This window comes from Catenovulum maritimum, assembly GCF_001050375.1.
Taxonomy (GTDB): Bacteria; Pseudomonadota; Gammaproteobacteria; order Enterobacterales; family Alteromonadaceae; genus Catenovulum; species Catenovulum maritimum.
Genome location: NZ_KQ130486.1, coordinates 183,608 through 196,857 on the forward strand (window position 1 = coordinate 183,608; position 13,250 = coordinate 196,857).

General features: G+C 38.8%; 10 protein-coding genes. 6 read left to right on the plus strand and 4 right to left on the minus strand.

The window, feature by feature from the left end:
* The first annotated feature begins 83 nt into the window (after positions 1–83).
* The 3 genes from XM47_RS07305 to XM47_RS07315 are packed head-to-tail and all read left to right on the plus strand — an operon-like array spanning position 84 to position 4,307.
* Positions 84–1,874: an assimilatory sulfite reductase (NADPH) flavoprotein subunit gene (locus XM47_RS07305; protein ID WP_048691189.1), complete on the plus strand. Its 1,791-nt coding sequence runs from the start codon at positions 84–86 to the stop codon at positions 1,872–1,874.
* Positions 1,874–3,574 carry an assimilatory sulfite reductase (NADPH) hemoprotein subunit gene (gene cysI, locus XM47_RS07310; protein ID WP_048691190.1) on the plus strand — a complete coding sequence of 567 codons (1,701 nt, stop codon included), beginning with the start codon at positions 1,874–1,876 and terminating at the stop codon, positions 3,572–3,574. Before XM47_RS07305 ends, cysI begins: the two co-directional genes overlap by 1 nt.
* On the plus strand, positions 3,546–4,307 hold the full coding sequence (locus tag XM47_RS07315) for a phosphoadenylyl-sulfate reductase (protein ID WP_048691192.1): 762 nt from the start codon (positions 3,546–3,548) through the stop codon (positions 4,305–4,307). The genes cysI and XM47_RS07315 overlap by 29 nt, the downstream gene beginning before the upstream one ends.
* 428 nt (positions 4,308–4,735) lie before the next feature.
* On the opposite strand, the gene XM47_RS07320 is transcribed toward XM47_RS07315, so the two are convergent.
* Entirely contained in the window at positions 4,736–5,284 is a 549-nt protein-coding gene (locus tag XM47_RS07320) for an outer membrane beta-barrel protein (RefSeq protein ID WP_048691194.1), read from the minus strand.
* A 455-nt stretch (positions 5,285–5,739) separates the two neighbouring features.
* Between XM47_RS07320 and XM47_RS07325 the strand changes: the two genes are divergently transcribed.
* The 3 genes from XM47_RS07325 to XM47_RS07335 all read left to right on the plus strand — a co-directional run bounded on the left by XM47_RS07325 (position 5,740) and on the right by XM47_RS07335 (position 8,049).
* The gene (locus XM47_RS07325; protein ID WP_048691196.1) at positions 5,740–6,393 is read left to right on the plus strand and encodes a hypothetical protein; all 654 of its coding nucleotides are present in this window, start codon (positions 5,740–5,742) and stop codon (positions 6,391–6,393) included.
* Between the two features lie 170 nt (positions 6,394–6,563).
* Positions 6,564–7,637, plus strand: a complete 1,074-nt coding sequence (locus tag XM47_RS07330) for a KTSC domain-containing protein (RefSeq protein WP_048691198.1) — start codon at positions 6,564–6,566, stop codon at positions 7,635–7,637.
* A 1-nt stretch (position 7,638) separates the two neighbouring features.
* Positions 7,639–8,049: a hypothetical protein gene (locus XM47_RS07335; protein WP_048691200.1), complete on the plus strand. Its 411-nt coding sequence runs from the start codon at positions 7,639–7,641 to the stop codon at positions 8,047–8,049.
* A gap of 556 nt (positions 8,050–8,605) precedes the next feature.
* On the opposite strand, the gene XM47_RS07340 is transcribed toward XM47_RS07335, so the two are convergent.
* The 3 genes from XM47_RS07340 to XM47_RS07350 form a co-directional block, all read right to left on the minus strand.
* A complete protein-coding gene (locus XM47_RS07340) occupies positions 8,606–9,286 on the minus strand; it encodes a Fe2+-dependent dioxygenase (RefSeq protein WP_048691201.1) in 681 nt (226 codons plus the stop codon).
* Between the two features lie 11 nt (positions 9,287–9,297).
* Positions 9,298–11,565, minus strand: coding sequence for a TonB-dependent receptor (locus XM47_RS07345; RefSeq protein WP_048691203.1), 2,268 nt, complete (start codon positions 11,563–11,565; stop codon positions 9,298–9,300).
* 308 nt (positions 11,566–11,873) lie between these two features.
* Positions 11,874–13,247 carry a hypothetical protein gene (locus tag XM47_RS07350; protein WP_048691205.1) on the minus strand — a complete coding sequence of 458 codons (1,374 nt, stop codon included), beginning with the start codon at positions 13,245–13,247 and terminating at the stop codon, positions 11,874–11,876.
* Between the last annotated feature and the right edge of the window lie 3 nt (positions 13,248–13,250).

Genomic DNA, 13,250 nt, shown 5'->3' on the forward strand with positions numbered 1-13,250 from the left:
AACGAATTAATATTTATTCTTTTTATGTTTGCCATATCCCATCTAGAATAGAGGGCTAAAATAGGTCACGGGATTATGTGGGAATGTCTTCACAACTAACAGAATTGTCTAGCCCGCTAGCAGCGGAGCAGGTCAATCAGCTCAATCAGATCACCGCGTCTATGTCAGCAAATCAGTTGGCATGGGTAAGTGGTTATTTATATGGTTTATCTCAAAGTGGTGCTGCGCCAGCGCAAGCTTCGGCTGCACCAGTTGCTAATAAGCAAACATTAACGATTTTATTTGGCTCGCAAACTGGTAACGCTAAAGGCGTAGCCGTTGCAGCTGAAGCAGCAGCAAAAGCCGCAGGCTTAGATGTACGTTGCGTTTCTATGGCAGATTATAAAGCCAAGGAATTAAAAGCTGAAAGCCACGTTCTGATTGTGTCTTGTACACAAGGTGAAGGCGATCCGCCAGATGACGCAATTGATTTTCATGCTTTCTTAGCCAGCAAAAAAGCGCCAAAACTAGACAGTTTAAAATATTCTGTATTAGCCTTAGGCGACTCTTCTTACGAATTCTTCTGCCAAACAGGTAAAGATTTCGACGAGCGTTTAGCTAAATTAGGCGCAACAGCAGTCGAGCCAAGAGTTGACTGTGATGTTGAATACGAAGCAGATTCAGCAGCTTGGATTGAGCGCGCAATAAAAGCGATTGCAGCAACAATGGAAACTGCGGCAGCACCAGTTGCTACGCCAGCAGCATCTGCAGTTGCAACAGCGGTTTCTCAATACAACAAAAAGAACCCGTTCACCGCGACATTAGAAGTTAACCAAAAAATCACTGGTCGTGATTCTTCTAAAGATATTCGTCATTTCGAAATATCACTTGAAGATTCAGGTTTAACTTACCAACCGGGTGATTCTTTAGGTATCTGGTTTAAAAACGATGCCAAAGTCGTTGCTGAAATCATTGAAAAATGTGGTTTAGATGCAGCAGCAAAAGTAACAGTGGATGATGCTGAAGTTTCTCTTGAAGAAGCATTAACGCGTCACTACGAATTAACGTTAAGCCACCCTGGTTTTGTTGCTAAATACGCTGAGTTATCAAATAACGCTGAATTAGCTAAATTAGCAGAAGACAGACAAGCTTTACGCGAATATATAGATGGCCGTCAAATCATTGATATTATTCGTGAAAATGCAGCAGAAATTAGCCTTGAAGGTTTAATTAGCTGTTTACGTCGTTTAACCCCAAGACTTTACTCTATCGCTTCTAGCCAAGCTGAAGTAGAAGAAGAAGTTCACTTAACAGTTGGTGTGGTTAAATACGAAGCATTTGGTGAAGAGCACCAAGGCGGCGCATCTGGTTTCTTAGCTGAGCGTTTAGAAGAAGGCGGCGAAGTTGACGTATTCGTTGAGCACAGCCACTTCAGATTACCAGAAGATAATTCTCCAGTTATCATGGTTGGTCCAGGTACAGGTGTTGCACCTTTCCGCGCATTCATTCAAGAAATTGATGCAAATGACCGTGAAAACGAAACTTGGTTATTCTTCGGTAACCCGAACTTCACAGAAGATTTCTTATATCAAGTTGAATGGCAAAGCTACCTGAAAGATGGTGTGCTAAATAAAATTGACCTTGCTTTCTCACGCGACCAAGCTGAAAAAGTATATGTTCAAGACAGAATGTTACAGCAAGCAGAAGCTTTATGGGCTTGGCTTGAAAAAGGCGCTTATTTCTATGTTTGTGGTGACGCATCTAGAATGGCAAAAGACGTTCACGAAGCTCTAGTCACTATCGTAGAGCAACAAGGTGGCAAGAGCCGCGACGAAGCTGAAGCTTATGTTAGCGACTTGCGTAAAAACAAACGTTACCAGAGAGATGTGTACTAATGACAGAAAAGAAATTAGCTGCCAACGAATATTTAAAAGTTAACAGTAACTACTTACGCGGCACATTAAAAGAAAGTGTCGCAAACCAAGTAACAGGTGCTGTAGCAGACGACGATACGCAAATTACTAAATTCCACGGTTTTTATATGCAAGATGACCGTGACATTAGAGCTGAGCGTAAGGCACAAAAATTAGAACCTAAGCATACCTTTATGTTACGTGCTCGTGTACCGGGCGGTGTAATTGGTATGGACCAATGGTTAGCAATTGACGATATCGCGAAAGAGTTAACAGATTACAACTCAATCCGTTTAACCACGCGTCAAACTTTCCAATATCACGGTATTTTAAAGCGCGATTTAAAACCACTAATTAAAGGCTTATACCAGTCTAAATTAGATGCAATTGCTGCTTGTGGTGATGTAAACCGTAACGTAATGGCAACCACTAACCCAATCCAAACACAGCTTCAACAAGATGTGCACGATTGGTCGGTTAAAATTTCTGAGCACTTATTACCTAAAACACGCGCTTACTTCGAGCTATGGTTAGACGAAGAGCCAGTTGATCACGGTGATAAAGAGCAAGAGCCTGTATACGGTAAAACTTATTTACCACGTAAGTTTAAAATTGCCGTTGCTGTACCTCCGTACAATGATGTAGACATCAGTGCAAATGATTTAAGCTTTATTGCCATTGAAGACGAAAATGGTCGTTTAGCTGGCTTTAACGTAGCAGCTGGTGGCGGTATGGGTTCAACGCATGGCGATACTAACACTTACCCTCAACTAACGCGTGTTCTTGGTTTTATCAAACCAGAAGACACATTAGATTTTGCCCAAGCAGTTATGCTAACGCAAAGAGATAACGGTAACCGTTACGACAGAAAACGTGCTCGTACTAAATACACAGTAGACGACATGGGTGTAGATGCATTCCGTGAAGCAACTGAGAAGCATGCCGGTAAGAAATTTGAACCAGCTCGCGAATACGAATTCACTAGCCAAGGCGACCGTTTTGGTTGGGTTGAAGATGTAAATGGTAAACACCACTTAACTATCTTCTTAGAAGCTGGTCGAATCGTAGACGACGAAGGCCGTACAGTTAAAACAGGTTTACGCGAAATCGCTAAAGTTCATCAAGGCGAATACCGCATGACGGCTAATCAAAATATCATGATTGCCAATGTTGCTACTGAAGACAAAGCTGAAATTGAAGGCTTATGTCGTAAATTTGGTTTATTAGGCAAAGTATTATCGCCAATTATGCTAAACAGCATTGCTTGTGTTGCTTTACCAACTTGTGCACTTGCAATGGCAGAGTCTGAGCGTTACTTACCTCGTTTAATTGAAAAATTTGACGTATTAGCTGAAAAGCACGGTATTGCAGATCAAGAAATCGTAACGCGTATGACAGGTTGTCCTAACGGTTGTGGTCGTCCTTTCTTAGCTGAAATTGGTTTTGTTGGTAAAGGTCCTGGTAAATACAATATGTACCTAGGTGCTGACGGCAAAGGTACACGTTTAAACCAAATGTATAAAGAAAACATTGGTGAAGATGAAATTTTAGCAGAAGTAGATAGTTTGTTCGGTCGCTACAGTAAAGAACGTGAATCTGGTGAAGGTTTTGGTGATTTCGTAGTTCGAATTGGCGCTGTTAAGGCGGTTTACGATGGTCGAGAGTTCCACGCAGTTGATTGATTTTAAAGCACTATTACAAGCAGATACAGAAACTCAGCAAGCTAAGCTTGCTGAGGTGAATGCTGAACTAGAAAAAATGACAGCGCAGCAGCGCGTTGCTTGGGCATGTAAAAATTTACCTGCTAAGCAAATTTTGTCATCTAGCTTTGGTATTCAAGCCGCTGTTATGCTGGGCTTAGTGACAACAGAACAACCGGAGATTCCGGTTGTTTTAACTGACACTGGCTATTTATTTCCGGAAACTTACGAATTTATCGATCAGCTCACTGAGCGTTTAAATTTAAATCTGAAAATTTATAGTTCGCCTTATAGCGCTGCTTGGCAAGAACAAAGATTTGGTAAACTTTGGGAACAAGGTGTTGAAGGTATTGAAAAATACAACAAAATCAACAAAGTTGAACCAATGAAACGTGCTTTAGAAGAGCAACAAGCTGAAGTTTGGTATACAGGCTTACGCCGTGACCAATCAGGTAGCAGAGCTAATTTACCTGTACTACAAATTAGCGCAGGTCGTTATAAGTTTTATCCGATTATAGATTGGACAAACAAAGACGTTCACTATTATCTTAAAGATAACAACTTACCATACCACCCGCTTTGGGATATGGGTTATGTGTCTGTTGGTGACTGGCACACTTCGCGCCCACTTGAACTGGGTATGACAGAAGAAGAAACTCGCTTCTTTGGTTTAAAACGCGAATGTGGTCTTCACGAAGGTGGAAGTGGGATTTAACTCCCCTACACAAACCAATCAAAAACGACTCTATATGGGTCGTTTTTTGTTTTTGGAAATTTATTTTACTGACCTTTGCTGTTAATGAAGAAGGCTGTTTCAGCACTATTAGTCAATATGTTAAATATGTAGCATATAAACTCGGTGTTGGCCTTAAGATTAGAGCGATTAAAAACACCTTGTAGGCGCGATGCTTGCTCGCGCGTTTTTGACTTTATGCTGTTGTTTAATATGTAGCGACAGTTTTCGGTAATTGCGGACCCTGTAACAAAATATGTGTAACTGCCTATTATTAATACCCAAGTAGGGTTTAAGCCCGCGTAGCTTAGGACGAGCCTAAACGAACCTCAACCAATAAAGGCGTGTTCATTTTCCCATTTTTCAGTAAATAATCACAACTCTATATATTGATGAATGCTCGAATAGAGTTAAAACCTATAACCTAACCCCAAATTAAAACCTTGTATACTAACGTGCTTACCTAAATTACTCTTTTCCCATCCGACATTAAAGGTCAATCCGGAATCAGTATGTAGCATCCAGCCTATCGAATATCCTATATCAGAGCCATCTTCCTGATATTTTACTTCTTCATCATCTATCACATCGTAATCATAGGATAAGGCTTTTAATCTGGCATAAAATCGATTTCGTTTAGATAAAACAGTTCGTCCCTCTGCAAAAAAATAAGAGGCTTTATATTCAAGTCTGGAGTCGGTTAAAAGCCCTTCCCAAAAGAAGATATCGCCATTACTACTATCGCCACTCAGATGACCCACACCAATTGAGACATAATCATGTAACTCGTACTGATAGTTAAAAGCGATATGCATTGTGAGTACATCATTTAAATCAGATAGTTGCTCTGAAGCATCATCACCGATAGACCCAATAGTATATTCTAAACCTAACTGGTGTAAGCGATTATCTGCGTTAGCGAATCCAGAAAATAAAAATAAGATTACAAAATATTTCATACATGTCCCTGTTGTAGGAAAAATTGTCTTAACTATTAATACTCCTGTCTTAATTTATTTTCAACCTTAAAAGTAGTGTCAATTCGAGTGGAGATAAGCTAGGCACTGTCGAGACTAGTATTATTTTTAAGCAGGGTTTTGCTTGATTCATCGATAGAGTAAAGTAAGTTCAACCCGAGTGAACAGAGGCACTCTTAAGCTAAGCGCCCCTCATCTCTATATATTCATAATACTCGAAAGTGACCAGTTGATTTCAGCTTTAACATCGGCATGCTTAACTGGCTTAGAACGGTGCTATAGTAGAAATTTCAACACATTTCGCAAAATTACCCAAACATTGAAGTGATGAACCAAATCAGATCGTTCAACTTCACTTAATCAATAATTTTGACCTTGTATATGACTCAATGAAGTCTATATTTATATTTTGGAGATAGCTTTTACAAGGATGATATATGAAAAAAGCATTATTTGTTGTGTGCTTGTTATTTACCTGCTTCTTGACTCAAGCAACTCAGTTTGAGGCATTACCTAACTTTGATATTAACGCGAAATATAAAAAAGGCGATGTAGTTAAATTTAATCACTACATATATATACATCACCCTAAAGCTGATTGGCATAAATTAATATCTAAGAGACAAAATAAAGAAGATATTAATCCAACGGAATTAATATCTTCTTTCGGAAAGCGTATCCAATTAACGAACATAAAACCTTGGCAAAAATTAAATCATTACAAATTAGGCGATAGTGTCATTTATAAGCAACACTATTACACACTCGTAAAAAACACGAATAAACATAATAAAAAGTGGAAGACTGAGTTTTGGTTTAAATTTGATCACCCTGCCCTTGGTTTTTCAATACCAGATTACGATCCACGATCTCAGGAACTGAATACACTGCTAGGTGTAGACTCTAATTTAAATAATATACGAGATGACTTCGAGTTAAAAATAATTATGAGCTCTCTACCCAATAAGACTAAAAAACATGCTCTTAAATCCGGTTTAATCTATACACGCCTAATGGAATATTCAGAAACAAATAACAAGCAACGAAGCTTTACAGGTTTTATCTCAACTAATTTTAAGCCGAGCATGTAAAAAAAGTCAGGACCCCTCTTGGAAAGAAGGAATGTTTTTTAATACTTTATTACGGGTCAAGCATAAATATCTAATACAAGAAGAGCTTTATAAAAACTTAGCTAATAGAGAGTTCTCGATTGATTTAGCTGAGCCTTGCGAGCAACTTCAACAATATTAATGGAAAAAACATGAAATACATTTTTTTAGTTTTGAACTTACTATTTTCGAGCTTTGTTTACCCTTTTTGTGAGTCCAACGTCGATAAAATAAAACTTCATTATATCAATGGAATGTTCACTGATGCATCGGGGTTTATCGCTAATAAGATATCAATTAAAAGCTTTATCCAAAATCATATGGATAAACAATTTTTTATTTCTGAAGTAAGCGGAACTCATAATGTATCTGAATTTTTTACATCTCAAATATTTGAAGTGGGAAGACACAAGTGGGAAGATGATGAAGCCTCTGATGCAATTATTGAGTTTTTAAATGGCGAATATAACTCTTCCAGCAAGGTCACGGTAAAAGAGAAAGAAAAAATCCAAGAGTTTTTAATGGATATTAATAACGAATACCATTTAACTCTTAGCGAACCTGAAAGCATTTTTGGGTTACACTCGGTTAAATTATTGTTAGACACCTACACGAGGGTGATCCTAATAACACACTCTCAGGGTAATTTCTATGGTAACGCAATATTAAGCCAAGCTTATGAGAGCTATAGTTACCCTGATGGGTATAAATTAATAGATTACCCTATGCTAGGAATTATGCAACTTGCTAGTCCTGTAGACATACCTGGGGGGACGCTATCTTTCGTACACCCCAAAATAATTGGTCATTTAACGAATACCGAAGATACTGTAATGGCACTAGTCCGTGCGACGTTTGATTCAGTTCAAGCGAACCACACCTCACAAGTTAACAGTTTAGATAGATCTGGTCATAGCTTAATTGAATCCTACTTACAGGGACTAGATGGTCAACCAATAAAGATCGCAAAACAATTAACTCAAATAGCGAACAACTTAATCCCCTACCCTATGCATAAGCAAAATCAGGCATCATCCAGTGCTATTTATCAATTTGGGTATTCACAATTAAATGAATTACTAGATATTCAGTTTCACAGCAAAGCAATATATAGGTATGAAGGCGTTACAAAATCTAAGTTTAACCAGTTACTAACTGCTAAATCTCAAGGTGGATACTTTAATAACGGCATTAAAAGCCATCATAACTATATAAAACTTGAGTAGTATGAAAAGAACAATATGTTTGATTATTTTGCTCTTTGTCGGCTTTCAGTCTACCAACAGTTACTTGGCAAGAGATAACTTGTGTAAATTACCAGTCCAAATGGGCTCAAAATTAAAAATAAAACAGCAGCAAGGTGAGCTAGGTATAACTAATTTTGTAATCAAAGGCGAAAGAAAAATAGATATGTTGATTGAAGCTGGCTATCAAGGCTTTGTGGTTGATAATAAATTATGGCCTGAGCACTCAGAACAAGTTAATTTTAGAATTAAATTAAATTTTAACGGTGAATGCTTGATTATATACCCTAGCTTAGTTGAAGAGGTAATCGGCAGTAGTAAACCACTTAAATTTTATGGGTTTACTTTAATGAATGAAAAATACCTTTACCCCGAAACTATATTAAATTATTAGATCCTAATACATTTTATTAAAAAAAAAATCAGTGAGCGGTTTTTAGTTACTGCACTTAATATCTGAGTCTGCTTGGGTCTATAGTATAAACGCGCGAGCAAGCATCGCGCCTACAAGGTGTTTTTAACCCATAATCATCTTAAACCAACACCGGATTTATATCCAAATATTAGAGTATCGACTTATGGTGCGAAATGTCTGATGGATTAAATATTATAGTTGGATATACGAATAAAAAGCCGTTCCTGTAAACGTATTTTATGTTGAAACCACCCAATATTTACAGTGACTTAAAACAAATTGCTACAAGCCCTTTTAGCTATGACTGGCATTTATGATTTTGGGCACAACGCAATCGCATGCGTTTTTCAAGTAATTAATTGTAACCAAAGCTAATCAAAAAACTAATCTCTTGCTAACAAATTCGCTAATGCGATTAAGTTATCGATATTATTTAACTCTTGTTTCTTGAGAAGTGCTTTTCTTAGAGCAAGGTAAATTTAACGCTGTTATCAGGGGGAAACTCAAGAAAGCAAGTTGCTCTCCCGAGTTGATGTTAAATACTAGCATGCTTACGAATCAAATTATGATACACATGATGCAAGCTATCGAGTTGCGCTCTTGGCACAGCATCATTGCTTAGTAGTTGCTGAATATTTTGATCAAGCTCATATAATAACTCCCTTATATGAGTATCTTGTACCATGCTTTGCATCCAAGTAATTGCAGCAATGCGCACACCCGATGTAACAGGCGTAACTTTATGTAAACTGCTTGAAGGATAGGTTACCGCATCTCCTGCCCTTGGCTTAATGCTTTGTTCGCCAAACTCAGTTTGAATCACAAGTTCACCGCCCTCGTATTCTTCTGGCTCAGACAAAAACAACGTCATCGACATATCAGATCGTAATACTTCAGCAGAATTTGGCATTCGCATCACTGCGGCATCTACATGAAAACCATAGGTTTCACCCGAGCTGTAACGATTAAAACACGGCGGAAAGATTTTATGTGGTAATACAGCCGAAACGAGTTTCGCTGTGTCACCATATTTAGCCAATAAAGAATTAGCTAATTGTTGAACGGTTTGATTATTCGTATCCGCTTGGCCATTATTTTTAACCTCGGCAGCCATGCCCATAGCGGTTCCCTTGCCATCTAACCAAGGTACTTGATCGAGATGCTGACGGATAACGGATACTTCTTGTTTAGTTAGCAATTGCTCAATCAAGACCATGGTTTTTTCTCCTAGAATTGGTAAGTTACTGTGGCTCGTAATGATTGACGATCGCCAATATACATAAACTTAGCCGCTCGGTAAGTTGAGGTATAATACTCTTCGTCAAATACATTGCCTAAATTAATACGTGCGGTTAAATCTTCACTAAAGTTATAGCTCGCGAACATATTATATACTCGATACGCTGGTACCTCTGGGCCTGTTGAACCTGTATCAGGTTGACCACCTGTCATACTACTTTTATAAGTAAAATCACCACCAAATGCAAAATCGTCGGTTAATTGGTAACGAGCCTGAGCATAAAAGCTTTCATCCGCAAATAAAGCTAATGGCAAACCAATATTTGTTTCATGCGCTGATTCAATCACTTCAGAATCCATTTTAGCCGCTGTGATTTGAATACTTAGCGCATCTGTAACCTGGCCGTTTAAGGCGACTTCAATACCAGATACCTGATGCTTACCAGTATTGAGCGAACCCACAGGTTCATAATCACGTCCTGCACCTTCCATCACATCGTCTTTAGTTAAGCGAAATGCCGCCACTTGTAAAAACAACAATTCGTCATTGAGCGACATTTTTGAGCCGATTTCTATATTTGTTACTTTTTCAGGCTCTGAATCTGTATTGCCTTCTGCATCATTACACACACCACCGTAACCACAATTAGCGCCAACATCGGATTCACCGCCATTGATATTGGTTGCGGTGCCGTAAGAAGCATATAGATTAATATCATCAACCAATTCGTATACCACACCAAAGTGACCATTGGTTAAAGTATCTGAAAATTCATAAGCGGTACCTTCACCGTTTCTATAAGCTAAATTGCTATAGTCGTATGAGTCTAAACGTATACCTGCAAATACCATTAAATCCTGAGTCAGTTGCATTGTATCCATTAAAGAAACGGCTGAAACTTGATAATTATAATCATTTTTCAGGCTGCCACGTGTTGCTGATGAGCGGTCGATACTTGTGTTTAAGCCAGCGACTAAATTCCCCTGATTATCTAAAGCACAAAAACTTTCACCAACGCCGCCCCGACTCGATCTCCAACAATTGTTAAAACTTGATTCACCTCTGTTGTCGTAATTGAAATTTTGTACTGTGTAGTCTGCATACTCTGCACTAATCAACAATTTATGCTCAATAGCACCCGTTTCAATTTCAGCCAAAAAGTTAAACTGAGTAGCAAAGTGTTCTACTTCTTGAGCGTTATGATGAGTTCCGAATGAGAATGTGCCGAATCCGTTAACGCCGTTATTGGCGTCGTCTTCAGTTAAATAGCCTGTAGTCCCACTCGCGCTAGTTGCGATATACCCATTTTCGGTTTCACCATAGCGAGTAATATTATAAAACTTCCATGTATCATTCAGTTGGTGTTCAACTCTTAAGGTAGTAGACCAAGCTTCCGAGTTCATAAAGTCGCCTTGTTGTGCATAAACAGGAATGTCTTTAACTATCTCACCATTTATTACCGTTGAACCTAAATCAGGCACATCTTCCGCATTAAGGTAATAAATATCCGCCCAAACTCGAGTTTTGTTACCATCGTCATATATTCCAGATATTAAAGCCCCCTCGCGTTTACGCTCCGCACCTTCCCTTTTCGGGGCATCTTCGCTCGATTTCATAATGTTAACTCGAGTCGCGAAGCCTTCGCTGATTGGCTTGTTCACATCAACAGACGCTCTGTAATAATTGTCGCTACCGAATCCAACGTCAACTCGGCCCAAGTCATATCCGATTGATGCCTTTTTAGTAATGCTGTTAATTGCACCGCCTGAAGAGCCTCGCCCAGCGAAAGTCGAACTAGGGCCTTTGGTTATTTCAATTTGCTCAACTGAAAAGCTCTCTCGCGTATTCATGCCAGGATCTCGTAAACCGTCAACAAAAACATCCGAACGGGCTTCGTGACCACGAATGATATAACGGTCGCCAAACGCATTACCATTTTCACCAGTCCCCAAAGTAACACCCGCTTGTGTTGACAATACTTCTTTTAAATCAGAACGACCTGACTCATCTATTTGGTCTTTAGTTAGCACTGTAATAGTGGCCGGTGTATCCACTAAATCAACAAGACGACGTGCATCGCCAGAACGTTTAACACTATAAAGCGAATTACGCACACCATGAATTTCAATTAATTCAGTTTCTTTGCTTTTAATATTTTTATCTTCAACTTCTGACTCTTGCGCATACGCTGAAGAAACAGCCACAGATAAAGCGCCTAATAAAGCGGTTGAACCCATAAATATATTTTTTGACATCGTTTTTTACTTCTCGTTACTAAAATTGGTGCACATGATAAACACAAACGCCAATGATAACAATTATCATTAGCAGTTATTTTGAAAATAATTTATTTCTCTCTTTTTATGAGCAATGTTAGGGGTGTTTACTAGGAGTAATAATCTGGATGTTATTTTTGAACAATAACTTGCTTTACTTATTAATAACGCGCAATGAATTGGCTGTTGTTTAGCTCGCTGAAATAGACGAGCTTTAATACAGTTAAGACAGAAGGCGCCATCAAAAATATGGAGACCTAAGGCCTCCATATCTAACTTAAGCGGGATTAATGATCATGGTCTGCATCATGTTCAGTTTCTGCAATCCCTAACCAAGTGAGTGAGGCTGGGGTAAAGTTTAATTCGATCTCAGCTGTAATTTGTGCAGATTCTAAATCAACTTGAACAATATGCTGAGCAATCGGGTCGGCAACAAAAGCTAAGTGACTATTTTGTGAAAGCGTCATACTAAATGACATTCCATCAGGCATACTAGCGACATCTTCTTCTGAGATATCAATTCGGGTTTCAAATTCCCAATGACTATGGCCGCCTTCTTGATGCGCGCTCAGTAGGGTTAAATAACCTAAATTATCTAAAATCAAAAAATGTTCGCCATCGCTAGAAAAGTGATACGAAATAGGCTGAGCATTATCTAAAGCCTGCCAATCAATATTCTCCATTTCAGAGTCATCTGGATTTATTTCAACTAACACAGCAGTACCACCGCCATGTTGAGAAGCAACACCAACAAATGAGACCACTTCATGATGGCTGTAAACGCTGCCAACGCGTAGGCCATCTAAACTCGCTATATTATCAATTTTAGCAGAGCGATAACCTGTCTCTGTTTTTTCTGTCACTAAAACACCATCGCTACAACCAAAAACTTGATAGTGCTCATTTTGAGCAGCGCCATGTAAATCAGGACAAGCAGTGGCAAAAACATGCTCTTGTTCATATTCATTATCGTGCAAATGATAAACAGCAACTTGATCAGGTAAGATTTTATTACCTGAAGTACTTTCAGCATCATCACGGCGTACTGTCGTAATTAAATAATCATCATGTGGCTCTGCAACACCATGCATATTGATGGCATAACTCAATTCGGGTAAAGATTGAGTTTTATTAGTGATATCTGTATCTGTAATGACTTGTACCGATGCCGCTGCACCCGTATTTGCGTCGCCATCATAAAACACCGCTAGCTTGCCATCATGATTCACTATATGAGTTGGTCTGCTCCCCATTAATTGGTAGGTCGACATACTTGGATTTTGCTTATAGTCGTGTAAATGTTCACCATGATCTTCACGCCATAAACCGCCGTCGATAAACTCAATCAGATCTTCACCGCGTGTGGTAATTAACGCGTAACGATAACCAGCAGAAGCAGATAGTCGGCTCGAATCGTATGTTAAAGCAAAGCTACCTAACAAAGTTTTATCATCTAGGTTATAAATAGAAGCGGTATTACTATCTGCAGATAACACAGCTAATCGGCCTGCACTCTCAATTAAATATCCATCACCATGGTTGTGATCATCTTCAACTTTTATTGGATCTTTCTCTACTATGTTGGTTTCTGCATCGCCACAGGCAGATAACAATATTGCACTAACAGCAGTGGCTAATAATTTGCAATGAAATACTTGCATGTA